General features: G+C 68.0%; 26 protein-coding genes. 8 read left to right on the top strand and 18 right to left on the bottom strand.

What is annotated here, in order from left to right; genetic code table 11:
• Together OR37_RS18485 and OR37_RS18480 are read right to left on the bottom strand one after the other, a co-directional pair.
• Window positions 1-677, bottom strand: a 677-nt coding sequence (locus tag OR37_RS18485; protein ID WP_004623399.1) for a cytochrome b, incomplete at its 3' end; no start/stop codon positions are given.
• Between the two features lie 33 nt (window positions 678-710).
• Window positions 711-1,334, bottom strand: a complete 624-nt coding sequence (locus OR37_RS18480) for a YceI family protein (RefSeq protein ID WP_004623398.1) — start codon at window positions 1,332-1,334, stop codon at window positions 711-713.
• A gap of 178 nt (window positions 1,335-1,512) precedes the next feature.
• Here OR37_RS18480 and OR37_RS18475 point away from each other — a divergent pair, with 178 nt between their 5' ends.
• Together OR37_RS18475 and OR37_RS18470 are read left to right on the top strand one after the other, a co-directional pair.
• Window positions 1,513-3,270 carry an acyl-CoA dehydrogenase gene (locus tag OR37_RS18475; RefSeq protein ID WP_004623396.1) on the top strand — a complete coding sequence of 586 codons (1,758 nt, stop codon included), beginning with the start codon at window positions 1,513-1,515 and terminating at the stop codon, window positions 3,268-3,270.
• 67 nt (window positions 3,271-3,337) lie between these two features.
• Window positions 3,338-4,222, top strand: a complete 885-nt coding sequence (locus tag OR37_RS18470; RefSeq protein ID WP_004623394.1) for an amidohydrolase family protein — start codon at window positions 3,338-3,340, stop codon at window positions 4,220-4,222.
• A 57-nt stretch (window positions 4,223-4,279) separates the two neighbouring features.
• On the opposite strand, the gene OR37_RS18465 is transcribed toward OR37_RS18470, so the two are convergent.
• Both OR37_RS18465 and OR37_RS18460 read right to left on the bottom strand, forming a co-directional pair.
• Window positions 4,280-5,119 carry an alpha/beta fold hydrolase gene (locus OR37_RS18465; RefSeq protein ID WP_004623393.1) on the bottom strand — a complete coding sequence of 280 codons (840 nt, stop codon included), beginning with the start codon at window positions 5,117-5,119 and terminating at the stop codon, window positions 4,280-4,282.
• Window positions 5,120-5,496: 377 nt separating this feature from the next.
• Window positions 5,497-6,474 (bottom strand): alpha/beta fold hydrolase, encoded by a 978-nt coding sequence (locus OR37_RS18460; protein ID WP_004623388.1) that lies wholly within the window; start codon window positions 6,472-6,474, stop codon window positions 5,497-5,499.
• Window positions 6,475-6,620: 146 nt separating this feature from the next.
• Here OR37_RS18460 and OR37_RS18455 point away from each other — a divergent pair, with 146 nt between their 5' ends.
• Window positions 6,621-7,043, top strand: coding sequence for a MarR family winged helix-turn-helix transcriptional regulator (locus OR37_RS18455; RefSeq protein WP_004623386.1), 423 nt, complete (start codon window positions 6,621-6,623; stop codon window positions 7,041-7,043).
• A gap of 53 nt (window positions 7,044-7,096) precedes the next feature.
• Here OR37_RS18455 and OR37_RS18450 read toward each other — a convergent pair whose 3' ends face one another.
• On the bottom strand, window positions 7,097-7,579 hold the full coding sequence (locus tag OR37_RS18450) for a peroxiredoxin (protein ID WP_004623384.1): 483 nt from the start codon (window positions 7,577-7,579) through the stop codon (window positions 7,097-7,099).
• A gap of 127 nt (window positions 7,580-7,706) precedes the next feature.
• Between OR37_RS18450 and OR37_RS18445 the strand changes: the two genes are divergently transcribed.
• Window positions 7,707-8,294 (top strand): YqgE/AlgH family protein, encoded by a 588-nt coding sequence (locus tag OR37_RS18445; RefSeq protein ID WP_004623382.1) that lies wholly within the window; start codon window positions 7,707-7,709, stop codon window positions 8,292-8,294.
• Window positions 8,295-8,308: 14 nt separating this feature from the next.
• Here OR37_RS18445 and OR37_RS18440 read toward each other — a convergent pair whose 3' ends face one another.
• The 12 genes from OR37_RS18440 to coxB all read right to left on the bottom strand — a co-directional run bounded on the left by OR37_RS18440 (window position 8,309) and on the right by coxB (window position 19,935).
• Window positions 8,309-9,976, bottom strand: a complete 1,668-nt coding sequence (locus OR37_RS18440) for a putative bifunctional diguanylate cyclase/phosphodiesterase (RefSeq protein WP_004623381.1) — start codon at window positions 9,974-9,976, stop codon at window positions 8,309-8,311.
• 36 nt (window positions 9,977-10,012) lie between these two features.
• Window positions 10,013-10,582, bottom strand: a complete 570-nt coding sequence (locus tag OR37_RS18435) for a GNAT family N-acetyltransferase (protein WP_004623379.1) — start codon at window positions 10,580-10,582, stop codon at window positions 10,013-10,015.
• A 49-nt stretch (window positions 10,583-10,631) separates the two neighbouring features.
• Complete coding sequence (locus tag OR37_RS18430) at window positions 10,632-11,900, bottom strand: M16 family metallopeptidase (protein ID WP_004623377.1); 1,269 nt, start codon at window positions 11,898-11,900, stop codon at window positions 10,632-10,634.
• A 46-nt stretch (window positions 11,901-11,946) separates the two neighbouring features.
• On the bottom strand, window positions 11,947-13,344 hold the full coding sequence (gene thrC / locus OR37_RS18425; RefSeq protein ID WP_004623376.1) for a threonine synthase: 1,398 nt from the start codon (window positions 13,342-13,344) through the stop codon (window positions 11,947-11,949).
• Window positions 13,344-14,033, bottom strand: a complete 690-nt coding sequence (locus OR37_RS18420) for an SURF1 family protein (protein ID WP_004623375.1) — start codon at window positions 14,031-14,033, stop codon at window positions 13,344-13,346. Before OR37_RS18420 ends, thrC begins: the two co-directional genes overlap by 1 nt.
• The gene (locus tag OR37_RS18415; RefSeq protein WP_004623374.1) at window positions 14,026-14,388 is read right to left on the bottom strand and encodes a DUF983 domain-containing protein; all 363 of its coding nucleotides are present in this window, start codon (window positions 14,386-14,388) and stop codon (window positions 14,026-14,028) included. The genes OR37_RS18420 and OR37_RS18415 overlap by 8 nt, the downstream gene beginning before the upstream one ends.
• A 72-nt stretch (window positions 14,389-14,460) precedes the next feature.
• A complete protein-coding gene (locus OR37_RS18410) occupies window positions 14,461-15,333 on the bottom strand; it encodes a cytochrome c oxidase subunit 3 (protein ID WP_004623373.1) in 873 nt (290 codons plus the stop codon).
• 73 nt (window positions 15,334-15,406) lie between these two features.
• Entirely contained in the window at window positions 15,407-16,057 is a 651-nt protein-coding gene (locus OR37_RS18405; RefSeq protein ID WP_004623372.1) for a cytochrome c oxidase assembly protein, read from the bottom strand.
• On the bottom strand, window positions 16,035-16,196 hold the full coding sequence (locus OR37_RS21925; protein WP_004623371.1) for a hypothetical protein: 162 nt from the start codon (window positions 16,194-16,196) through the stop codon (window positions 16,035-16,037). The genes OR37_RS18405 and OR37_RS21925 overlap by 23 nt, the downstream gene beginning before the upstream one ends.
• Window positions 16,193-17,215 (bottom strand): heme o synthase, encoded by a 1,023-nt coding sequence (gene cyoE, locus OR37_RS18395; RefSeq protein ID WP_004623370.1) that lies wholly within the window; start codon window positions 17,213-17,215, stop codon window positions 16,193-16,195. Before cyoE ends, OR37_RS21925 begins: the two co-directional genes overlap by 4 nt.
• A 104-nt stretch (window positions 17,216-17,319) precedes the next feature.
• Window positions 17,320-18,987, bottom strand: coding sequence for a cytochrome c oxidase subunit I (gene ctaD / locus OR37_RS18390; protein WP_004623368.1), 1,668 nt, complete (start codon window positions 18,985-18,987; stop codon window positions 17,320-17,322).
• A 24-nt stretch (window positions 18,988-19,011) separates the two neighbouring features.
• Complete coding sequence (gene coxB, locus OR37_RS18385; protein ID WP_035017703.1) at window positions 19,012-19,935, bottom strand: cytochrome c oxidase subunit II; 924 nt, start codon at window positions 19,933-19,935, stop codon at window positions 19,012-19,014.
• A gap of 381 nt (window positions 19,936-20,316) precedes the next feature.
• Here coxB and OR37_RS18380 point away from each other — a divergent pair, with 381 nt between their 5' ends.
• The 4 genes from OR37_RS18380 (at window position 20,317) to tldD (ending at window position 23,567) form a co-directional block, all read left to right on the top strand.
• The gene (locus OR37_RS18380; protein ID WP_004623364.1) at window positions 20,317-20,643 is read left to right on the top strand and encodes a PadR family transcriptional regulator; all 327 of its coding nucleotides are present in this window, start codon (window positions 20,317-20,319) and stop codon (window positions 20,641-20,643) included.
• Window positions 20,640-21,203, top strand: a complete 564-nt coding sequence (locus tag OR37_RS18375) for a DUF1700 domain-containing protein (protein WP_004623362.1) — start codon at window positions 20,640-20,642, stop codon at window positions 21,201-21,203. The genes OR37_RS18380 and OR37_RS18375 overlap by 4 nt, the downstream gene beginning before the upstream one ends.
• Window positions 21,204-21,224: 21 nt before the next feature.
• Window positions 21,225-22,043, top strand: a complete 819-nt coding sequence (locus tag OR37_RS18370) for a GIN domain-containing protein (RefSeq protein WP_004623361.1) — start codon at window positions 21,225-21,227, stop codon at window positions 22,041-22,043.
• Window positions 22,044-22,121: 78 nt separating this feature from the next.
• A complete protein-coding gene (gene tldD, locus OR37_RS18365) occupies window positions 22,122-23,567 on the top strand; it encodes a metalloprotease TldD (protein WP_004623359.1) in 1,446 nt (481 codons plus the stop codon).
• Here the strand turns inward: tldD and OR37_RS18360 are convergent.
• The gene (locus tag OR37_RS18360; protein ID WP_004623356.1) at window positions 23,564-24,067 is read right to left on the bottom strand and encodes a GNAT family N-acetyltransferase; all 504 of its coding nucleotides are present in this window, start codon (window positions 24,065-24,067) and stop codon (window positions 23,564-23,566) included. The genes tldD and OR37_RS18360 overlap by 4 nt on opposite strands.
• Window positions 24,068-24,230 lie beyond the last annotated feature (163 nt).

Below are 24,230 nucleotides of genomic sequence, written 5' to 3'. Positions count from 1 at the left end.
GGCGCGGCGGGCTTGGCCTTCACGGCCGGGGTGTAGAGATAGCCGAGGGCGACCACGGCGGCGAAGCCGGCGGCGGCTAGCCAGGCGCGAGGCTCCTTCCAGCCGGGCTTGGCGCCGGGCGCCATGTTTCCGAACACCTCGTCCTTGTCGAGGATCTGATGCTTGGCGACCGCGCCCAGGTGCAGGGCCAGAAGAACGTAGGTCAGCTTGACCAGCACGCCGTGGCCCAGTTCGCCGATCTCATGCCAGACGTGCTTGGGGCCGGCGGCCAGTTCGGGAATGCCCGGCACATGCGGCCAGGGAATGACCCCGTAAAGCAGGGTCGGGATCGCCACGCGGCTGGCCGAGACCAGGATCCAGCCCGTCAGCGGCAGGCCGATCATGATCACGTAGAAGCCGATATGGACGACCTTGGAGGCGATCCGTTCCCACTTCGGCTGCCCCTCGGGGGCCGCCGGCGGCTTGTTGAACAGCCGCCAGGCCAGGCGCGCCAGGCTCAGCAGCAGGATGGTGATGCCGATCGACTTGTGCAGCTGGAAGAGGGCGAAGGTCGTGGGCGAACCCTTGGGCCCGTCGCCCATCCGCCAGCCCAGGATGATCTGGAAGACGATGGCCGCGGCGATCAGCCAGTGAATGACGATCGCCACCGTCGTGTAACGCGTCCGGCTCGCGGCCATGCGTGTCTCCCAGATCCCCGAGTCTCGAACAGATTACTTCTTCTGGAACTCGACTTCGATGTTCAAGGTGACGTCGTCGCCGACCAGCGGGACATATTTGCTCACGCCGAAGTCCGAGCGTTTGATCGTCGTCACGGCCGAGAAGCCGGCGCGCGTTTGCAGCGGGTTCATGCCCGGACCCGAACCGTTGAAGGTCACGTCCAGCACGACCGGCTTGGTCACGCCGTGGAAGGTCAGGTCGCCGGTCACCTTGCCATGCTGGCCGTCGCCGACATTGATGGCGGTCGAGACGAAGGTGATGGTCGGGTACTTGTTGGCTTCCAGCCAGCCGTCGCCGATCAGTTCCTTGTTGAACTTCAGGCCGAACTCGTCGGCGCCGGTCGAGGTGTCGAGCGAGGCCGGATCGACCGTGACGCTCAGCTTGGCGGCCGCCGGCTGGGCCGGATCATAGGTGTAGTCGGCGTCCAGCTTGGTGAAGCGCAGGGTGTAGTTCGACAGGCCCATGTGCTTGAGCTTGGCGGTCAGGGACGCGTGGGTCTTGTCGAGGACATAGTGGCCGGCCGGCATCTTGGCCGGATCGGTCGACGGCGCGGCGTAGGCGGCCGGCGCGGTCAGCAGGGCCGCGGCGAGGGCGGCGTAGACGAGAGGACGATACATCGTGGGCTCCGAAAATTAGAACAGCACCGGTTACGGATCCCCGACTTAGGAACTCCACCATGGAGTTGAAGGGAGCGCTTATCACGAACCCGTGATTTCCTGCATAAACATGCGCGCGGCTTGGTGACGCCGCGTCACCCCGCCTAAAGAGGGGACCGAAATTCTGGAGCTTTCGGCCATGACCTACCGCGCGCCCGTCCGTGACCTCGCCTTCTCGCTGCGCCACGCCGCCGGCTTCGACCGGCTGGCCGACGCCTTCCCGGAGGCCGACGCGGACACCGTGGCGGCGGTGCTGGAGGCGGCCGGCGCCTTCGCCTCGGACGTGCTGGCCCCGCTGAACCGCCAGGGCGACCTGGTCGGCGCCAAGCTGGAAAACGGCGTGGTCCGCTGCGCGCCCGGCTTCGCCGACGCCTATCAGCGGTTCGCGCAAGGCGGCTGGACCAGCCTGGCCGCGCCAACCGAGCATGGCGGTCAGGGCCTTCCCAAGACGCTTGAGGTGGCGGTGCTTGAGATGGTCCAGGCCGCCAACATGGCCTTCGGCCTGTGCCCGATGCTGAGCCTGGGCGCGATCGAGGCGCTGGAGCACCACGGCTCCGAGAGCCAGAAGGCGACCTATCTGCCCAGGCTGGTCTCCGGCGAGTGGACCGGCACGATGAACCTGACCGAGCCGCAGGCCGGTTCGGATCTCGCGGCCCTGACCACGATCGCCACCCCGGACGGCGACGGCGGCTGGAAGATCAGCGGCCAGAAGATCTACATCACCTGGGGCGATCACGACGCGGCCGATAACATCGTCCACCTGGTGCTGGCTCGCACGCCGGACGCGCCCCCCGGAGTCAAGGGCATCTCGCTGTTCCTGGCGCCCAAGGTGCTGGTCAACGCCGATGGGTCGCTGGGCGAGCGCAACGCCCTGCGGGTCGGCGGGCTGGAGCACAAGCTGGGCATTCACGGCTCGCCCACCTGCGTGATGCTGTTCGAAGGCGCCAAGGCCGAGCTGGTCGGGGGTCTGGGTCAAGGGCTGCCCAACATGTTCACGATGATGAACGCCGCGCGCCTGCAGGTCGGCACGCAAGGCGTCGCCATCGCCGAGCGCGCCTACCAGCAGGCGCTGGCCTTCTCGCAGGACCGCGCTCAAGGCCGATCGGCCTGGACCGGCGCCTATCCCTCGCGCCTGTTCGATCATCCGGACGTGCGGCGCTCGCTGGTCTTGATGAAGGCCCATATCGAGGCCGCGCGCGGCATCTGCCTGTCGACCGCCGTCGCCGCCGACCTGGCCCGCGCGGCGACCGATGACGCGGCCCGGACGGCGGCCAAGCTGCGCGAGGAACTGCTGACCCCGATCGCCAAGGCCTGGTCGACCGACGTCGGCGTCTGGGCGGCCTCGCAGGGCGTCCAGATCCACGGCGGCATGGGCTTCATCGAGGAGACCGGCGCGGCCCAGCACTACCGCGACGCCCGCATCGCGCCGATCTACGAAGGCACCAACGGCATCCAGGCCATCGACCTGATCGGCCGCAAGCTCTCCATGGGCGAGGGTCAGGCCGTCGCCGATCTGATGGACGACATCCGCGACACCATCGACGCCCTGAACGCCTCGGACCTCAAGGCCGTCGGCCTGCGCCTTTCGGCCGCCCTCGACGCGGCGGCCAGCGCCACGGCCTGGCTGATCGAGCGCCGCGCCAAGTCCATGCCCGACGCGCTTTCGGGCGCCACCGCCTATCTGAAACTGCTCGGCGACGTGGTCGGCGGTTGGATGCTGGCCAAGGGCGCCCTGGCGGCCTCGGGCGAGGCGGACGCCGCCTGGGCCGAGAGCAAGCGCGCCCTGGCCCGCGTCTTCGCCGAAAGCGTCCTGGCCCAGGTCCCGGGCGCGGCGGCGGGCGTCATGATCGGCGGCGCGGACTTCGAGGCGATGACGCCAGACGTGCTCGGGGCTTGATGACTCAAAGGTAACGGGCGGTCGCGTTCGGCTTGATCTAGCTTCCCCGTCATCCTGGGGAGGAAACATGCGCAAAGCTCTTGGCCTGGCCGCCGTGGCCATAGCGACGGTCCTTTCAGGCGGGACCTCCCTGGCGGCGGACCGCTACGCGGGGCCGGTGATCGATACCCACGCCCACCTGCGGACGAGCCAGACCAACGGCCTGACCGACGCCCATCCGATGGGCACGGCGGCTCTGCGGGCCTTGGACGCGGCCGCCGGCGTCCAGCGCAGCGCCTTGATCGTCATGGCCGACAAGGGCGACATGCCCGCCACACGCGCTCTCAACGACGCCCTCCTGGCGGCGGTGGCGGCCGATCCTGACCATTTCTATCCCATCGCCTCGGTCCATCCGGCGGACGGCGACGCGGCGCTGGCGGAGCTGGAGCGCCTCGCGCGGCTGGGCGTCCGGGAGATCAAGCTGCATCCCAACAGCCAGCAGCTGGATGTCGCCGACCCGGCCGTGGCCCGCGTGACCGAGAAGGCCGGCCAGCTGGGCATGGCCGTGCTGTTCGACAGCTACAACCCGCTGGACACCAACCAGCCCGGCAAGCTGATGATGCTGTCGTTCCAGCAGCCGGGCACGAACTTCATCTTCGCCCACATGGGCTTCACGGAATTCCGCGAGTTCCAGAGCCTGGCGACGCTGCGCAAGCTGGGCCGCGGCGGCAACGTCTGGCTGGACGTCTCGGCCATCGCCTCGGCCTATGCGGGATCGCCGGTGGCGCCGGAACTGGTCTGGACCCTGCGCCGACACGGCATCGACCACGTGCTGTTCGGTTCGGACTGGCCCGTGGACAGCCCCGCCGAAGCCTTGAAGGCGGTCCGCGCCCTTGGCCTGACAGCCGCCGAGGAGAAGCTGGTGCTGCATGACAACGTGGTCAAGCTGCTGAAGCTGGACAAAGACCGCTGAGCCGCCATCCCCCGCCCTGGACAACAAGGCGCGGGATGGCGAGCGGGTTGGCGAGACCTACGACTTGAAGAACGCCAGCAAGTCGGCGTTGATCACCTCGGGATGGGTCGTCGCCATGCCGTGCGGCAGGCCCGGATAGGTCTTCAGCGTGCCGTTCTTGACCAGCTTGATGGCCAGATGGGCGCTATCGGCGATCGGGACGATCTGGTCGTCCTCGCCGTGCAGGATGAGCACCGGCGCGTCGATCGCCTTCAGGTCTTCGGTGAAGTCGGTCTCCGAGAAGGCCTTGATGCTGTCATAGTGGGCCTTGGCGCCGCCCATCATGCCCTGACGCCACCAGTTGTCGATCATGCCCTGGCTGACCTTGGCGCCCGGACGGTTGAAGCCGAAGAACGGACCTTCGGGGACGTCGCGGAAGAACTGAGCGCGATTGGCCAGCAGGGCGGCGCGGAAGCCGTCGAACACCTCGATCGGCAGACCGCCGGGGTTGCTTTCGGTCTTGACCATGATCGGCGGCACGGCCCCGATCAGCACGGCCTTGGCGACGCGGCCATTACCGCCGAAGCGGGCCACGTAGCGGGCGACCACGCCGCCGCCGGTGGAGTGGCCGACATGGATGGCGTTCTTCAGGTCCAGAGCCTCGACCAGGGCCGCGGTGTCGGCGGCGTAGGTGTCCATCTCGTTGCCGGTGTCGGTCTGGGTGGAGCGGCCATGGCCGCGACGGTCGAAGGCGATGACGCGATAGCCCTGGCCCAGGAAGAACATCATCTGGGCGTCCCAGTCGTCGGCCGACAGCGGCCAGCCGTGATGGAAGACGACCGGCTGGGCGTCCTTGGAGCCCCAGTCCTTGTAGAAGATTTCGGCGCCGTCGGTGGTGGTGATGAAACCGCTGCTCATGTCCCTCGAGTCCCTTGTCTGGCTGGCCGCGAGACCGTTCTCGCCGCTGACAAGAGAAAGATGCGCCCATCTCCGAGGATACGAAACGGAAATGATCGAAACTCATCGTTTCTGATATCGCGCCACAAAAAAGGCGGCCCCGGCATTCGCCGGGCCGCCCTTTCCGCGTGCGACCAAACGCCGCTTACAGCTGTTCCAGCAGGTACTCGGCCGCCGAAGCCTTGAAGGCGGTCCGCGCCCTTGGCCTGACAGCCGCCGAGGAGAAGCTCGGTGCTGCATGACAACGTGGTCAAGCTGCTGAAGCTGGACAAAGCCGCTGAGCCGCCATCCCCCGCCCTGGACAACAAGGCGCGGGATGGCGAGCGGGTTGGCGAGACCTACGACTTGAAGAACGCCAGCAAGTCGACGTTGATCACCTCGGGATGGGTCGAGGCCATGCCGTGGGGCAGACCCGGATAGGTCTTCAGCGTGCCGTGTTTGACCAGCTTGATGGCCAGGTGAGCGCTGTCGGCGATCGGGACGATCTGGTCGTCCTCGCCGTGCATGATGAGGACCGGCAGGTCGACCTTCTTGAGGTCGGCGGTGAAGTCGGTTTCCGAGAAGGCCTTGATGCAGTCGTAATGGGCCTTGGCCCCGCCCATCATGCCTTGGCGCCACCAGTTGTCGACAAGGCCCTGGCTGACCTTCGCGCCGGAACGGTTGAAGCCGTAGAACGGACCGGCCGGAACGTCGCGGAAAAACTGGGCGCGGTTGGCGAGGAGGGCGGCGCGGAAGCCGTCAAACACTTCGATCGGCAGGCCGCCCGGATTGGCCGGAGTCTTCAGCATGATCGGCGGCACCGCGCCGATCAGCACGACCTTGCCGACGCGGCCGGGCTTGGCGCGCGCGGCGTAGTGGATCGCCTCGCCGCCGCCGGTCGAGTGGCCGACGTGGAAGGCGTTCTTCAGGTCCAGGTGATCGGTCAGGGCGATGACGTCGGCGGCGTAGGTGTCCATCTCGTTGCCGGTGTCGGTCTGGGTCGAGCGGCCATGGCCGCGACGATCATGGGCGATGACGCGGTAGCCCTTCAGCAGGAAGAACATCATCTGGGCGTCCCAGTCGTCGGCGCTGAGCGGCCAGCCGTGGTGGAACACGATCGGCTGGGCGTCCTTGGGGCCCCAGTCCTTGTAAAAGATCTGGACGCCGTCCTTCGTGGTGACGAAACCGCTCTGGGCGCGGTGGGCGGCGTGCGGCTTGGCTGCGGCGGCCTTGGGGGTCGCCGCCTGGGCGGCCAGGGGCGCGGCGGCGGCCGCGGCGGCGAGGCCGAGACCAGCGGTCATCAGCCCGCGGCGGGAAGCTTGGTTCGACTGGCTCATGGTGATCCCTCTTTTCGTTTCCGCGATATTCGTTATCGCGATAATGATATGGCTAAGCCCAACCTAAGCCAGAGTCCAGAAGATTCTTATCGCGATATCATTTTTCGTGGTAAGGGCGGATCAGTACGCGAACGGAGACGCCGCCGATGCGCCCGCTGGATCAGCAGATCTGCTTCACCCTCTACGCCACGAGCATGGCGATCACCCGGGCCTACAAGCCGCTGCTCGACGAGCTTGGCCTGACCTATCCGCAATATCTGGTGCTGAGCGCGCTGGGCGAGACCGATGGCGCGACCATCGGCGGCGTCGCCGCGCGGCTGGACCTGGAATCCAGCACCGTCACGCCCCTGGTCAAACGCCTGGAAGCCGCCGGTCTGGTCGAGCGGCGGCGAAGCTCGGAGGACGAGCGTCGGGTTGAGGTGTGGATGACCCCGGCGGGTCGCGCGCTGCTCGAGCGGTCGGGCTGTCTAGGCGACCTGCTATTGGAGCGCTCGGGCATGGACGGCGCGGCGCTGGAAGCATTGAACGGCCGGATCCAGGCCCTGCGCGAAGCGGTGGCCGGGAAATAGGAGCGGCGTCCGCTCTGCCGCGCGCGGCGAGGAACGGACGCCAGGCCTGGAGCCTACAGCTGCTCCAGCAGGTACTCAGCGGACGAGACCTTGAACTGGCCCGCTTCCTCGACGTGCAGCTGGGTCACGACGCCGTCCTTGGCGATCAGCGAATAGCGCTGCGAACGCGGACCCATGCCGAACTTGCTGCCGTCGAAGTCGAGGCCGATGGCGCGGGTGAAGTCGCCATTGCCGTCGGCCAGCAGCAGGACCTCGCCGTCGATGCCTTGGTCCTTGCCCCAGGCCTTCATCACGAAGACGTCGTTGACCGAGACGCAGGCGATCGTGTCCACGCCCTTGGCCTTCAGGTCGGCCGCGTGGTCCTTGAAGCCCGGCAGGTGCTTGGCCGAGCAGGTCGGGGTGAAGGCGCCGGGAACGGCGAACAGGGCGACGGTCTTGCCCTTGAAGATGTCGTCGGTGGTGAGCGGCGCCGGCCCCTCGGCCGTGCTGGTCATGAAAGTCGCCGCGGGCAGCGTGTCGCCAACCTGGATCGCCATGGGGCCGTATTCCTCGTCTCGGGGGTGAGTACCGCGCCTTCGATATCCCTCGCCGAAGCGGTCGCCAAGCGCGCTTTCACGAAGCCTACGACTTGAAACCGTCTCCTTCCGAGCCAATGCTCCGCTCATGGCCAGCATGATCGAAGACTCCGAGCATGAATTCCTGACCGGGCGGCTCCTGGTGGCGATGCCCGGCATCGAGGACGAGCGCTTCGAGCGCACGGTGCTCTATCTCTGCGCCCACGACGAGGAACAGGCCGTGGGCCTGGCGGTGAACCGTCCCGTCGAGGGCCTGACGGTGTTCGAACTTCTAGAACGCCTGGGCGTGAAGTCCGAGATCGAGGCGCCGCGCGACCTCGTCCTGCTGGGCGGACCGCTCGAGCGCGAGCGGGGCTTCGTCCTGCACACCGACGACTTCAACTCGCCGGACTCGACCTTGCCCGTCGCCGAGGGCTTGGGCCTGACCGCCACCCGCGACGTGCTGGACGCCATGGCCAGCCAGACCCGCCGCCCGCGCCGATCGATCCTGGCCCTGGGCTACGCCGGCTGGGGTCCCGGCCAGCTGGAGCAGGAACTGCGCGACAATGTCTGGCTGATCTGCGACGCCGACGAAGGCCTGCTGTTCGACGAGGACCACGCGCACAAGTGGACCCGGGCGCTGGCCAAGCTGGGGATCACGGCGGATCATTTGTCCGCCAGCGCCGGTCGGGCGTGAGGACCTAAATCCGACTACCCCCGCGCCTTCACTGGCGCGGCGCCGTCGACATAGGCCTCGTTCAGATAGACCTCGGCCTCCCGCGGCGACAGGGCCGGCGCGTAGCCGAAGCCCTGGCCGTAGTCGCAGCCCAGAGACTGCAGGGCGTGGGCCATCTCGGCGTTCTCGACGCCCTCGGCCACCACTTCCAGATCCAGGTCCTGGCCCAGCTTGACGACCGAGCGGACGATCTTGGCCGACCCGGCGTTCGTGCCCATGGTGCGGACGAAATAGCGGTCGATCTTCAGCGTGTCGAACGGCAGGCGGGTCAGATACGACAGCGACGAGAAGCCGGTGCCGAAGTCGTCCAGCGCCAGACCCGCGCCGGCCTCGCGCAAGGTCTTCAGGATCACGGCGGCCCGCTCGGGGTCGCGCATGATGTCGCTTTCGGTGACTTCCAACTTCAGGGCGCCGCGCGGCAGGCCGTTGACGCGCAGGGTCTCGGCGACGTCGGCCACCAGGCCAGGGCGGTCGATCTCGCCGGTCGAAAGATTGACGCTGACCGTCAAGGCGCCCATGGCCGGATGGCTATCGCGCCAGGTCGCCAACTGCTTGGCGGCGGCGTGCATCATGTGCGCGCCCAGCTCGCTCATGAGGCCCATTTCCTCGATCAGCGGCAGGAACTCGTCCGGCGGCAGCATCCCCCGGCGCGGGTGGATCCAGCGGGCCAGGGCCTCAAAGCCCGACAGCGCGCCGGTCGACAGGCGCACGACGGGCTGGAAGTAGGGCATGATCTCGCCGCGCCCGATGGCGCCGCGCAGGTCGGCTTCCAGCGCCAGGCGCGAGAGGCCGTCGGTCTCCATCGAGCGGCCATAGGCGGCGGCGCCCCCACGGCCCGCGGCGGCGGCGGCCTCGACGGCCAGTTCGGCGCGGCGCAGGAGCTCAGCCGCCTCGGGGGCGTCCTGGCCGCCCTCGACCGAAACGGCGCCAACCGACAGGGTCGGATGAATGTCGAAGCCCGCGATGCGCAGCGGCTGCTCCAGCGAGTCGCGCAACACCGAGGCGGGCTCGTAGCCCCTCGGCTCGCAAAGCACGGCGAACTCGTCCTCGCCGATGCGGCCCAGGATGGCGTCCGAGGGGAAGGCGGCGGCCAGGCGCGACCCAAGCGCCGCCAGCACCAGGTCCGCGCGCTCGTGGCCCAGGGCCTCGTTAAGGCGGCGCAGCCGGTCGAGATCGGCGACGACCAGCTCATGCACGCCGTCGCGCGACAACCGCTCGCGAGCCCGGGCGATGAAACTGCGACGATCCAGAAGGCCGGTCAGGCCGCAGCGTTCGGAGGCCGAGAACTTGGTTTCGGGGGCGACGACGCCGGCGGCGCGGACGCCTTCTTCCAGCCAGACGCCGCGCCACAGGCAGGTCTCGCCGCCGCGCACGCGGAACCGGGCGACGACCTCGCAACCGGGCTCACGCGGCCTGAGGACCTCCTCGGCCTGGGCCCGGTCCTGCGGCAGGGCCAGGGCGCGGAAGGCGGCGGAGGAGCATTCGGGGGCCAGCGGGCCCAGGCCCAGGGCGCGGGCGGCGCCGTTGAGGCGCAGGCGGTCGGCCTCGGGCTCCCAGATCCACAGGGCGACGTCGGCGCCGCTCAACGCCTCCAGCGTCGCCGTCGTGTCCCAGATCCGTCGTTCGCCCGTCTTGAAAGACATGCCCGTCCCAACCGCGTCGAGCCCGATCCACAGCGCTTACTCGGGCGCGATCAGGCCGAACAGACGATGATCTCGCCAATCGCCGTTAATTTTCAAATAAGCGCGGGCGTATCCCTCTTCCAAAAACCCGCATTTCACCAACAGGTTGGCCGAGGCGTCGTTCTCCGGCATGCACGCCGCCTCTAGCCGATGCAGGTTCAGGCCCTGGAAGGCGAAGCGGATCAGGGTCTCGACCGCGTCCCGCATATAGCCCTGGCGCGCGAACGGTTGCCCGGCCCAATAGCCGATGGTCCCGGTCTGGGCGACGCCGCGCCGCACGTGGAACAGACGCACGGCCCCGACCAGGGCGTCGTCTTCCTGGCGGAAGATGAAAAACGGATAGGCCTCGCCCAGCTCCATTTCGCGAGCATAGGCGGCGAGGCGGGCGCGGAACGCCGGGCGCGTCAGATCGCCTTCGGGCCAAGTCGGCTCCCAAGGCTCCAGAAAATCACGCGACGCCAGGCGCAGCGCCGCCCACGGCTTATGGTCATGCGGACGCGGCGGCCGCAGATAGACCTTGCGCCCCAGCAACCGCGGCGGGGGACGGGGCTTCAGGAACGACAGCAAGGCGGATACGCACCAGACTCTGTTTGCTTCACCGCGCCACCTTTAACGCTCACGCCGCCTGGAACAACGCCTTGTCGAAGGCCTCGCCGGCCTTAAGGGCCGACTTGGCGCCGAGCACGGCGGTGGCGGCCTTGCCGGACAGCAGTCGCCCGCCCAGCCGCGCGACGTCGGCGGGCGTCACCGCGTCGACCTCGGCGGCCAGCTCGGCCGGGGCGTACAGCCGATCGAACAGCAGCACCTGGCCGGCGCCCTGCTCGGCGCGGGACAAGGGCTGCTCGCGCGCCATGAACATGTGGGCCTTCAGCTGGGCCTTGGCCCGGGCCAGTTCGGCCGGCTCGATGCGCTCGACCAGCTTGGCGATCTCGCCGGCGCAGACCTTCGCCGTCTCGACGGCGTCGCCCGCCGCGCAGCCGGCATAGATCCCCAGAGCCCCGTGGTCGGCATAGGTGTCGGCGTAGGCGTCGATGTTGTAGGCGAGGCCGCGCTTCTCGCGCGCCTCCTGGAACAGCCGCGAGGACATGCCGCCGCCCAGGCACTCGGCGAAGATCCGCAGGGCGAAATAGTCTTGGTCGCGCGAGCCGCAGGCCGGCAGCATGAAGACCAGATGCGCCTGCTCCAGCTTGCGCGCCTCGGCCTGGGGGCCGCCCACGAAGGCGGCGGCCTCGGGGACAGGCGCGCCCGGGGTGGCGGGCAGGTCGCCGAAGGCCCGCTCGGCGGCGGCCATCAGCTCGACCTCCTCGACCGCGCCGGTGGCGCTGACGACCAGGCGGTCGGCGGCATAGAGCGCCGCGCGCCAGTCGCCCAGCGCCTCGACAGAGGCGGCCTCGACGGTCTCGGCCGTGCCCAGGATCGGACGGCCCACCGGATGATCGCCCCAACTGGCGCGCTGGATCAGGTCGAAGACATAGTCGTCGGGCGCGTCCGCGGCCTCGGCGATCTCCTGGGCGACGACCTGCTTCTCGCGGGTCAGGTCGGCGGGATCCAGCGTCGGGCGTCGCACGAGGTCGGCGGCGACGTCCATGCCCAGATCCAGCCCGCCCTTCAGCGCCCGCACCTGGAAGCTGGTGCGCTCATAGCCCGTCGCGGCGTTGATCGAGCCGCCCTCGCTTTCGATCACTTCGACGATGTCGCGGGCCGAACGCTGGCCCGCGCCCTTGAACACCATGTGTTCCAGAAGGTGCGACCAGCCCGAGCGCGCCGGATCCTCGTACGCGGCGCCGCGCCCCGCCACGACGGTCAGGGCCAGGGTTTCGAGACCCGGCATCGGGTCGCAGACGACGCGGACGCCATTGGGCAGGGTGCGGAGGATCGCGGTCATGAGGCGCGGTATCTAGTGCCTCACGCCGCTAAACACCAGTCTGGCTTCAGCTATTGGCCGCGAAGGTCCGCACGAAGGCCTTCACCGACGCGCCGTCGGCCGGGAGGCGCTCGAACTTTTCGGGCTTCCTGGAGAGGTCCGGCGTCGCGCGCGGCGTGCTCGGCAGCAGGCCGGTGGCCGCCTGCACCGCCTCGGGGAACTTGGCGGGATGGGCGGTCGACAGCACGACGACCGGGATCGACGGGTCCAGACGCAGGCCCTGCGCCGCCGCCAGCCCAACGGCCGTATGGGGATCGACGATCTCGCCGGTCTCGTTCAGCGTCGAAAGCATGGTCTTGGCCGTGTCGGCCTCGCTGACCGAAGCGCCGCGGAAGAGCTCGCGCATCCAGGCGTGGGCGCCCGGCGGGATGTCCAGCAGGCCCGTGTCGGCGAAGGCGCGGAAGGCGCGGCCGGTCTCGACGCCGTCGCGACGGACGGCTTCGAAATACAGGCGCTCGAAATTGCTGGCGACCTGAATGTCCATGGCGGGGCTCTGAGTGGCCGCCACCGCGCCGCGCGCATAGCGGCCGGTCTCGAAGGCGCGCGCCAGGATGTCGTTGGAATTGGTGGCGGCCGTGACCGAATGGATCGGCAGCCCCATCGTCTTGGCCACGAAGGCCGCGTAGGCGTCGCCGAAATTGCCGGTCGGCACGACGAAGGCCACCTCGCGGCTGGGCGCGCCCAGGGCCACGGCGGCGGTGAAGTAATAGACGCTCTGGGCCGCGATCCGCGCCCAGTTGATCGAGTTGACTCCCGACAGGTCGACCGCGTGGCGGAACTGGTCGTCCTGGAAGGCCTGCTTGACGATCGCCTGGCAGTCGTCGAACGACCCCAGCACCGAGATGCAGGCGACGTTTGCGTCGGTCGCCGTGGTCATGAACCGGCGCTGCACCTCGCTGATGCGGCCCTCGGGGAAGAGGGCGACGATGCGGGCGTTCTTGCGGCCTCGGAAGGCCTCGACGGCCGCGCCGCCCGTGTCGCCCGAGGTGGCGCAGATGATGGTCATCTTCCGCGACTGGCGTTCCAGCACATAGTCGTACAGCCGCCCCAGCAGCTGCATCGCCACGTCCTTGAACGCCAGGGTCGGGCCGTGGAACAGCTCCAGCAGGTAGCGGTTCGGGGTCAGCTGCTTGACCGGGACGACGGCGGTGTGGGCGAAGGTGGCGTAGGCCTCCTCGCACATCGTCAGCAGGTCGCCCGCCGGAATGTCGTCGCCGACGAACTTGCCGACCACGGCGGCGGCGACCTGGGCGTAGGGTTTGCCCGCGAACGCGGCGATCTCGGCGGAGGTGAACCGCGGCCACTCGGAGGGCACGTACAGGCCGCCGTCGGGGGCCAGGCCGGCCAGCACCGCATCCAGGAAGCCGATGGACGCGGACTGGCCGCGGGTCGACACGTAACGCATCAGGGTCTCAATCTCCGCCAGAGCATGGCGGCATAGATAAACAGCAGGGTTACGGCAAGACCGAACCACGTCAGAGCGTATTCCAGGTGCCGATTGGAAATTTCTACCGGCAGCGGCGCGGGGGTGATCCCGGCGACAGCGGGGGTTTCCTGCTCGGCCATCAGGACCAGCGGCGCGGGCTTGCGGCCAGGAAAGCGCTTGAGGATCTCGCCACGATCGCCGCCCAGCTGCTTGATCGGGGTCAGGACGCCGACCACGCGCCGCGGGGCGTCGAAGGCGCGGGGTGGCGGGGCGACCTGGCCGGTCAGGTCGGGCGCGACGCCGCGATCGACCAGGATCATGTTGTAAGGACCGGCGAGCACCGCGCACGGGGCCTGGGCGCGCCAGACGACATCGCCGCCGCGCACGCCATAGACCAGCGGCAGGGCCGGCCCCGCGACATCGCCGCAGTCGACGCTGACCCGCGTCCAGGCAAGGTCGTCGGGCCGGGCCTCGGCGGTGAGAACCTGGACCAGCGGCAGGGCCGGCGCGGTCTTCAGCTTTTCGATGCGCGCGAGGATGCCTTCCTTCCAGTGCAGTCGCTGGACCTGCCAGGTTCCGAGGCCGCAGAGGATTAGGAAGGCGATGGCCGTCGCGATCGTCAGACCGATCGGAAAGGCGCGCGCGCCGGAGGCCGGGGCCTCAGACATCGCCGCGCCCCGCTTCCGAGGCCTTCTGAGCGGCCTGGGCGGCCACCATCAGTCCCTTGGCGGGGCGCATCAGGCCCAGGGTGATGACGAACACCGCCGGCAGCCAGACGATCAGCAGCGCCCAGACCGGCCAGTTCCAGGCGAACATCGAAAACAGCGCCCCGAACGCGCAGATCGTCCCGGCGATCAGGATCACGAAGGTCGCCGCGCCGTCGCCGGTCTCGTACTTGCCCAGCTCGAAGCCGCAGGCCTCGCAGAAGGGGGCCACCTTCAGGAAGCCCTCGAACAGGTGGCCCTCGCCGCACTGGGGGCAGAGGCCGCGCGCGCCGGCGGCGTAGGGATTGATCTTGGTCATGGAAACGACGCCTTGAAACGAAAAAGGCCCGGAACGCTGTCTGGCGTTCCGGGCCCCTTGGGATCTCTCGATCTAGTGGGCCGAGGCCCCGAAGATCACGTAGATGAACGCGAACAGGAACAGCCAGACCACGTCCACGAAGTGCCAGTACCAGGCGGCCGCCTCGAAGCCGAAGTGCTGCTTGGGCGTGAAGGCGCCGTTCATCAGGCGGATCAGACAGACGATCAGGAAGACCGTTCCGACGAACACGTGGAAGCCGTGGAAGCCGGTGGCCAGGAAGAAGGTCGAGCCGTAGAGGCCCGAGTTGGCGGCGGCTTCCGAGTAGAACAGGTGCTCGTGGTTGATGTGGCTGTACTCATAGACCTGGATGGTCGTGAACAGCGCGCCGAGCAGGATGGTCAGGATCAGGCCCCACTGGGCGCCCTTGCGGTCGCCAGTCTGCAGGGCGTGGTGGGCCCAGGTCACGGTCGTGCCCGAGAGCAGCAGGGTCAGGGTGTTGACCAGCGGCAGGTGCCAGGGCGAGACGGTCTCGACGCCGGCCGGCGGCCAGGTGGCCCAGGCGGTGCGGACTTCCTCGATCGCCGACAGGGTGCGGTGATGATGGAACAGCGCCATCTCGAAGAACATCCAGAACCACGCCACGAAGAACATCACTTCCGAGGCGATGAACAGGATCATGCCGTAGCGCAGGCCGATCGAGACGACCGGGGTGTGGTCGCCGGCCTTGGCTTCCTTGGCCACGTCCGACCACCAGCCGAACATCGTGTAGAGCACGCCCGCGACGCCGGCGGCGAAGATGGCCCAGTTGCCCTTCTCGATGCCGAGCACGCCGCCCTTGATCCAGCCGATAAGGCCGATCGCCATGACGGTCGCGGCGGCCGAGCCGACGAACGGCCAGGGGCTGGGCGGAAGGATGTGGTAGTCGTGTTTGACGGCGCCGGCCATGTTGCTGCTTACCCTTATATCCCTCAGGCCACGGTCGCAGGTTTCCCCCCAGCGCCGTGATCGTTGTTAAACGCTATAGCCCTCTCGACGGTGCGCCGCCAAGGGGTTCCACGATGCGAGGCGGCGCTTCGGCCGCGACTTTCGACTTCTTCGCGTCCTCGACGGCCGGGAAGAAGGTGTAGCTGAGCGTGATCTCGTTCTTGCCCTGGGTCTCCGGATCGTCGGCGAACTTGGGATCAACGAAGTAGACGACCGGGAATTCGACCGTCTGGTGGGGCTGTATCGTCTGGTTCGAGAAGCAGAAGCACTCCAGCTTCTGGAAATAGGGTCCGGCCGACTCGGGCACCACATTGTACAGCGCCCGCCCCGTCTGGGGCTTGTCGGTCGGGTTGGTGACCTTGAAGAAGGCCAGGCCCGTGTCGCCGATGCGGACGTCCTGGCTGGCCTGCAGGGTTTGGAATTCCCAGGGCAGGTCTCGGAGGTTCGCGTCGAAGCGGATGGTGACCTTGCGGTCCAGGATCCGGGTCGGCTTGGCCACGGCCTTGCGCACCGTGCCGTCGAAGCCCGTCGCCTGGCAGAACAGCTTGTAGAGCGGCACGGCGGCGTAGGCCGCGCCGACCATGCCGAAGAAGGTGACCGCGCAGATCAGGGCCACCTTGCCGTTGCGACGGGCGGCGACCTCCCGCGGCGTCAGGCCGTCCTTAGGGGTGCGGTTGGGCGACATTGGCGCCGAGCCTCACGAGGGTGACGATGAACACCAGGACCACGAAGGCCGCCAGCCCCAGGCCGATGGCGATGTTGCGGCCATTTCGGGCCTTGGCGGCCGCGTCCCGCGCCGCCTTGTCGTCGACGGGTTGATTCACTTGAGCAGCTCCAGGGCGGGAACGCCCGCGACGGCCTCGCCCAACAGGGCGGCGAACAGGGCGAACAGATAGAGGATCGAGAAGGCGAACAGATTGCGCGCGGCCTTGGCGCCGGCGGCGTGCTTGTCCTCGTCGACCTCGTAGAGGGCGCGATCGGTGACGCGCGGATCGGCCGCGTCGCCGGCCTTGCTGGCGAACACCCGCCAAGCCAGGACCAGGAACACCGCTCCCCCGAGGGCCGCGACGGCCAGATAGATCGGACCGCCCAGGCCCGTCAGCACCGGCGACAGGCAGATCGGGATCAGGATCAGGCTGTAGATCAGGATCTGCTTCCGCGTTTCCTTGGCGCCCTTGACCACCGGCAGCATCGGCACGCCGGCCTTGGCGTAGTCGGTGGTGACGTACAGCGACAGCGCCCAGAAGTGCGGCGGGGTCCAGAAGAAGATGATCGCCACCATCAGCCAGGCGTTCAGCGGCGCGTGGCCGGTGGCCGCGGCCCAGCCGATGGCGGGCGGCAGGGCGCCGGCCAGGCCGCCGATGACGATGTTCTGCGCCGTCCAGCGCTTGAGCCACATCGTGTAGACGACGGCGTAGAACACGATGGTGAAGGCCAGAAGGCCCGCGGCGAACCAGTTGACCGCGAAGCCCAGGAACATCACCGACAGCAGGCTGAGCACCACGCCCAGCGTGGCGGCTTCCTCGCCCTTGACCTTGCCGGCCGGGACCGGGCGGCCGCGCGTGCGGCGCATCTGGCGGTCGATGTCGGCGTCGTACCACATGTTCAGGGCCCCCGAGGCCCCCGCCCCGATGGCGATGCACAGCACGGCCACGGCGCCCAGCAGCGGATGCACCGGCGCGCGGGCGGCCAGCAGGCCGGTCAGGCCGGTGAACACGACCAGCGACATGACGCGCGGCTTCATCAGCTGGAAGTAGTCCTGCCAGCGGGCGGCCTGGATCGCGTCGGAACGCGGGGCATCCGGCGAGATGCTGTCCGGAGTCATGGCGGCGGTCTTCGACATGGAAGCTTGAATATACCGGTCTTCAATGGGCGAAGGGGCGCGGTCATGACCTTTCGGGTCTCGACCGCGCCCCCAGGCTTAGGATCCGATCCGGAGGACGAGCCTTAGTGGTGGCCGTCTTCCTTGATCACGGGCGGTTCGCTGAACTGGTGGAACGGCGGCGGCGAGGACAGGGTCCATTCCAGCGTGGTGGCGCCTTCGCCCCACGGGTTGGCCTCGGCCTTGCGGCGACGAATGGCGGCTTCGATCAGCACGATCAGGAAGACGGCGACGCCGACCACCGTGATCATGTAACCGACCGACGAGACGTAGTTCCACTTCGCGAAGGCTTCCGGATAGTCGACGTAGCGACGCGGCATGCCTTGGAGGCCCAGGAAGTGCTGCGGGAAGAAGATCAGGTTCACGCCGACGAACATGACCCAGAAGTGAACGCAGCCGAGGAACTCGTTGTACTTCACGCCCCACATCTTCTCGAACCAGTAGTAGAAGGCCCCGAAGATGGCGAACACCGCGCCCAGCGACAGCACGTAGTGGAAGTGCGCCACCACGTAGTAGGTGTCGTGCAGGCTGTAGTCGATGCCGGCGTTCGACAGGACCACGCCGGTGACGCCGCCGACGGTGAACAGGAAGATGAAGCCGATCGCCCACAGCATCGGCGTCTTGAAGTCCAGCGAACCGCCCCACATCGTGGCGATCCAGCTGAAGATCTTCACGCCGGTCGGGACGGCGATGATCATCGTCGCGGCCACGAAATAGGCGCGCAGGTTGATGCTCATGCCGACCGTGTACATGTGGTGCGCCCACACCACGAAGCCGACGAAGCCGATGGCGACCATCGCGTAGGCCATCGCCAGGTAGCCGAAGACCGGCTTCTTGGAGAAGGTCGAGACGATGTGGCTGATGATGCCGAAGCCCGGCAGGATCAGGATGTACACTTCCGGGTGACCGAAGAACCAGAACAGGTGCTGGAACATGACGGGGTCGCCGCCGGCGGCCGGGTCGAAGAAGTGCGTGCCGAAGTTACGGTCGGTCAGCAGCATGGTGATGGCGCCGGCCAGGACGGGCAGCGACAGCAGCAGCAGGAAGGCGGTGATCAGCACCGACCAGGCGAACAGCGGCATGCGGTGCAGGGTCATGCCCGGCGCGCGCATGTTGAAGATCGTGGTGATGAAGTTGATCGCGCCGAGGATCGACGAGGCGCCGGCCAGGTGGAGGGCCAGGATGGCCAGGTCCATGGCCGGGCCCTTGTGGCCGATCGTCGACAGCGGCGGATAGATCGTCCAGCCGCCGCCGAAGCCTTGGCCGGGACCGCCGGGCGTGAACATCGACGTCACCAGCAGCACCCAGGCGGCGCACAGAAGCCAGAACGAGATGTTGTTCATCCGCGGGAAGGCCATGTCCGGCGCGCCGATCATGATCGGGACGAACCAGTTGCCGTAACCGCCGATCATCGCCGGCATGACCATGAAGAAGATCATGATCAGGGCGTGGGCGGTGACCACGGCGTTGTAGCCGTGCTTGGTCTGCTCGACGAGACCCATCAGGTGGATCGGCGAGTCCGGACGGAAGATCTGGATGCCGGGGTTCATCAGCTCCCAGCGGATCAGGCCCGACAGGGCCCCGCCGACAATGCCCGCCATGATGGCGAACAGGATGTAGAGCGTGCCGATATCCTTGTGGTTCGTCGAGAAGAACCAGCGCTGGAAGAAGGGCGGCTTGTGGTCGGCGTCGTCGTGACCGCCGTGGCCGTGAGTGTCTGCGGCGTGAGCCATCGGACTGTTATCCTAACGAGCGTTCTAGACCGCCGGCGCGGCTTTCGCCGCGGCCGGAGCGGAAGCGGGAGCGGCCGGAGCCGAGACGGGGGTCGCGGCCGGAGCGGCGGCGGCGGGAGCCGCGGGCGCGGCGGCCGGCGCGGCCTTCGACTTCACCCAGGCGTCGAACTCGCCTTGCGAGACCACGTGGATCTCGATCGGCATGTTGGAGTGGTCGACGCCGCAGAGCTCCGAGCACTGGCCGTAGAACACGCCGGTCTTCTCGGCCTTGAACCAGGTTTCGTTCAGGCGGCCGGGGATGGCGTCGATCTTCAGGCCGAAGGCCGGCAGGGCGAACGAGTGGATGACGTCCGCGCCGGTGACCTGCACGCGAACCACCTTGCCCACCGGCACGATCATCGCCTTGTCGGCGGCCAGCAGGTACGGGACCTTCTTGGCGTCGGCGTCTTCCTTGGACAGCGGCAGGGAGACGATCTCGCTGATCTTCTGATCAGGATATTCGTAGCCCCAGTACCACTGATAGCCCGTGGCCTTCACGGTCATGTAGGGCTTGGGCATGTCGTTGTAGTGGAACAGCAGCCGGAACGAGAAGATGGCGATGACCATCAGGATCAGGACCGGCACCAGGGTCCAGATGATCTCGATCGTGGTGTTGTGGCTGAACTTGGCCGGAACCGGGTTCGCTTTCTTGTTGTAGCGCACCACGATCCAGATCAGCAGGCCCAGCACCAGCAGGGTGATGCCGGTGATGATCGGCAGCAGGATCATGTCATGGAACCAGATCGCGTGGTGCTTCAGCTCCGAAGCGGCCGGCTGAAGGTCGATCGCCCCCGGCGTCGGCTGGCCCAGCAGATCCTCGGCGAGAGCATGTCCCGCGAACATCATCGTGGCGGCGAGCGCCGACGCGCCCGTCAAGATCCGCCGAATCCCCGAAAATTGCGCCTTCATTTCCCTCACGGCCCGTTTCGGCGGATTTGACCTCTCTCAAGGTCTCGCCGCGCCGACTTGCTTATTACGACACACGATCGGCCCCCTTGCGATCGACGCGCCTCGAAATGAGTCGCGCGTCGGCGCCAGCCCGTCCGCATGTTGGTCCATCGGCTGCATACGCGCATCGCCAGCGGTTGCCAAGCCGCTGAGACCGCGCGCGTGGCCCGCGATTGCCCGCCTGCCCAAGACCCGCGCGCCTAGTCGAGAATCATTCTTAGAAAACCGCGACGATTTCGCCGGATGGGGCCTCCGCGTCATTACGTATCGTTCATGGATAGGTACCTTGCGGTGATCAGTACCTGGCGGTAGAAGAGAGCATCAACGGAGGCAAGAGACGCCGTGCCGGAAACAATCGAGATTCAACTGAAAAAGGGGGTGCTGGCCCTCTGCGTGCTGGCCCTGCTCTCCCGCGCCGACAGCTACGCCTACGAGATCGCCAGCCGGCTGACGAAGGACATCGATATGGGGGAAGGGACGATCTATCCGCTGATGCGCCGCATGCAGTCGGATGGGCTGGTCGAGACCTATCTGGTGGAAAGCCAGAGCGGTCCGCCGCGCAAATATTACCGCCTGACCAACGCGGGCCGTCGGAGCTTCGAGCAGCAGAAAGCCGAATGGGCCGCCTTCTCGAACGCGGTCAACGACATCGTGGGAGCCGCCGCATGACCCGCGCCGAGTTCATTTCACGTCTGCGCCGAGGCCTGGCCGGCCTGCCGGTGACGACCATCGCCGACATCGTCGCCGATCACGAGGCGCACTTCGCCGACGCCGAGGCCGCCGGCCGCAGCGAGGCCGAGGTCGCCGCGGCCCTGGGCGATCCGGACCGCCTGGCCCGCGAACTGCGCGCCGAGGCTGGCCTCAGGCAATGGGAAGAGAAGAAGAGCCCGTCGAACGCCGCCGGCGCCATCGTCGCCCTGCTGGGCCTGGGGGCGCTGGACGTGATGTTCCTGCTGCCGTTGCTAATGGGGGTGCTGGGCGCCCTGTTCGGGGTGCTGGTCGCCGTGGTCGCGCTGTTCATCGGCGGCGGCTTCGTCTTCGCCGTCGGACCACTGGCCTCGCCGCCCGGCGGACCGATCACCGCCTTCCTGATCGGCCTGGGCCTGATGGCCGCGGCCACCTTCCTGGGGGCGCTGCTGACCGCCGCGACGGTCGGCCTGTTCAACCTGGTGGTCTGGTACGGCCGCCTTCACTTCCGGCTCCTGAAGCCGGCCATCGATCAAGTTTGAGCGAAAGGGAGGGGACCTGACATGCTGATCCGCAATACGCTCATCGTCGGCGCCGCGAGCCTGGCTCTGGCCGTCGTCTGCTTCGCCGGCGTCGCCTGGGTCGCCGGACCGGAAATCATCAAGAACGGCTGGACCATTCCGATCAATGGCGACGAAACCATCGTCGTCCGCGACGGCGGCAGGGTCATCCATACCGGCCGCCATGTCGGCCTGGGTCACGGCGGCCCCGCGCCGGCGCTGGTCGACCGCACCTTCGCCTGGACCGGCAAGGACACGCTGTCGATCGACCTGCCCGTCGACGTCACCTACGTCCAGGGCGCCGACGCCAAGGTCGTGATCTCGGGTCCTCAGGCCTATGTCGACCACATGCGGGTCGAGGGCGGCCGGCTGACGTTGGACGACGAGGACATCGTCGAGCGCGCCACCATGACCCTCGGCGCCGACGGCCTGCAAGTTCGCAGCGACGCCGAAAGGGTCAAGGTGACGGTCGTGGCGCCGGCCGTGACCCGGTTCGAGGTCGAGGGCTCGGGCGACCTGAAGATCCACCGCTACGACCAGCCGCGCCTGTCAGTGTCGATCGAGGGTTCGGGCCGGGTCAACGCCCAGGGCAGGACCGAGACGATCTCGGTCGACAATTCCGGCTCGGGCTACGCCGATCTCTCCGATCTGAAGGGCCGGGACGCCGTGGTCGACGTCTCCGGCAGCGGCGGCGGCGCGGTGTTCGCCACCGGCAAGGTCAAGATCGACATCTCCGGCAGCGGCGACGTCGAACTGCGCACCGAGCCCAAGAGCGTCGACACCGAAATCACCGGTTCCGGCGAGGTGCGGCGCGATTTCTAGAAGGCGACGACGTCCACGGACGGCTCGCGACAAAGCGGCGGGGTGACGGACGCGTTCGGAAGGCCTACCTGTAGGCTCATGAACGCACCGCTCCCCGCCTCTTCACTGTTGGGTCCATCCATCCTGGACGCCGCCGGCGTCGATCCCGAACGCGCCCAGCGGATCCTGGGCGAGGCCCTCGCCGGGGCCGATGACGGGGAACTGTTCCTCGAGCGCTCCGAGAGCGAAGCCTTCGTCTTCGATGACGGACGCCTGAAGAGCGCGGCCTATGACAGCGGCGAGGGCTTTGGCCTGCGCGTCGTGGCTGGAGAGACTGCGGGCTACGCCCATGCCGCCGAGATCAGCGAGGCCGCCATCCGCCGTGCCGCCGATTCGGCCAGCCTGGCAAAGCGCGGCCACGCGGGCGTCTCCGCCGAAGGTCCTCGCGCCACCAACGAGAAGCTTTACGGCGAGGATAATCCGGTCAGCGCGCCGGACTTTTCCGACAAGGTCGCCCTGCTCCAGGAGATCGACGCCTTCGCTCGCGCCCGCGACCCGCGCGTCGTGCAGGTGATGGCCTCGCTGGCCGGCGAGCGCCGCGTGGTCGAGATCCTGCGCGCCGACGGCCGGCTGATCCGCGACGTGCGCCCGCTGGTGCGGGTCAATGTCCAGGTCACCGTCGAGAAGGACGGCCGCCGCGAGAGCGGCTCGTCGGGCGCCGGCGGCCGCGCCGGTTTCGCCGCCTGGATCTCGCCGGACAAGTGGCGAGACCAGGTCGACGAGGCCCTGCGCATGGCGCTCGTGAACCTCGACGCCGTCGCCTGTCCGGCCGGGGAGATGGACGTGGTGCTGGGTCCGGGCTGGAACGGCGTGCTGCTGCACGAGGCCGTCGGCCACGGCCTGGAAGGCGACTTCAACCGCAAGGGCATCAGCGCCTTTTCGGGCCGGATCGGCGAACGCGTCGCCGCCAAGGGCGTCACGGTGTTCGACGACGGCTCGATCCCGGGCCGCCGGGGCTCGCTGACCGTCGACGACGAGGGCACGCCCACCGAGCGCACGGTGCTGATCGAGGATGGCGTCCTCGTCGGCTACATGCACGATCGGATGAGCGCCCGGCTGATGGGCATGAAGGCCACCGGCAATGGTCGCCGCCAGTCCTACGCCCACATGCCGATGCCGCGCATGACCAATACCGGGATGCTGGCGGGGAACGACGATCCGCGGGAAATGATCGCCTCGATGAAGCGGGGCCTGTACTGCGCCAATTTCGGCGGCGGCCAGGTCGACATCACCAACGGCAAGTTCGTCTTCCAGTGCACCGAGGCCTATCTGGTTGAGGACGGCAAGATCACCGCCCCGGTCAAGGGCGCGACCCTGATCGGCGACGGCCCCTCGGCCCTGACCCGGGTGACGATGATCGGCGACGACTTCGACTTCGATCCCGGCATCGGCGTCTGCGGCAAGGCCGGCCAGGGCGTGCCGGTCGGCGTGGGCCAGCCAAGCCTCAAGATCACCGGCCTGACGGTCGGCGGCACGGCGGTTTAGGTCGCGAGCGTCCGCTCCAAGTACGTCACCGTCTTCTTCCCGCCGTGGATCGTCGCCGTCCCCACCGCGACGAACCCCAGCGCGGCGTGGAAGGCCTCCGAGGCCGGATTCGGCGGGTCGGAATTGACCTCGCAGACGATCCGCTCATGGCCCGCCAAACGGGCGGCGACGAACAGGTCGTCATAGAGCCGCCGCGCCAGCCCCCGACCCCGCGCGCCGTCGGTGACCACGACCCGGTCGACATAGACGAAGGCCGGATAGCGCTCGCGGAACCACAGGAAGTTGGGGCTGTCGTAGTCGGCCGCTTGGTCGAAGGTCAGCAGCAAGGCGTCGGCGACGCCGATTCGGCGGGCGACGAAGGCTTCCGAAACCAGATGCGCCAGCCGCGCGGGCTCCAGCCAGGACAGTTCCTCGGCATGGGCGTTGTTCAAGGCCAAAAGCGCCTCGCCGGCCGGGCCGACCAGGTCCGCCGCCGTCAGCCGCGTGATCGTGTCGGTCATCGTCCTCCCTCCCCGTTCGACATCCAAGACCGCCCCGCGCCTTGCAAATCCGGGCGGACTGTCGGTTTCTGTCGAAGGTTTAATGCACATTTCTCGCTTGTAACTGTCCTCGCCCGCCCCGCGCGGTCAACTTGCGCGGGTCGCGCCAGGGACGGCGCGCGAG

Origin of the sequence: Caulobacter vibrioides OR37, assembly GCF_000372645.1 — a bacterium.
GTDB classification, from domain to species: domain Bacteria; phylum Pseudomonadota; class Alphaproteobacteria; order Caulobacterales; family Caulobacteraceae; genus Caulobacter; species Caulobacter vibrioides_E.
This window is presented reverse-complemented; position numbering and strand designations above follow the sequence as displayed.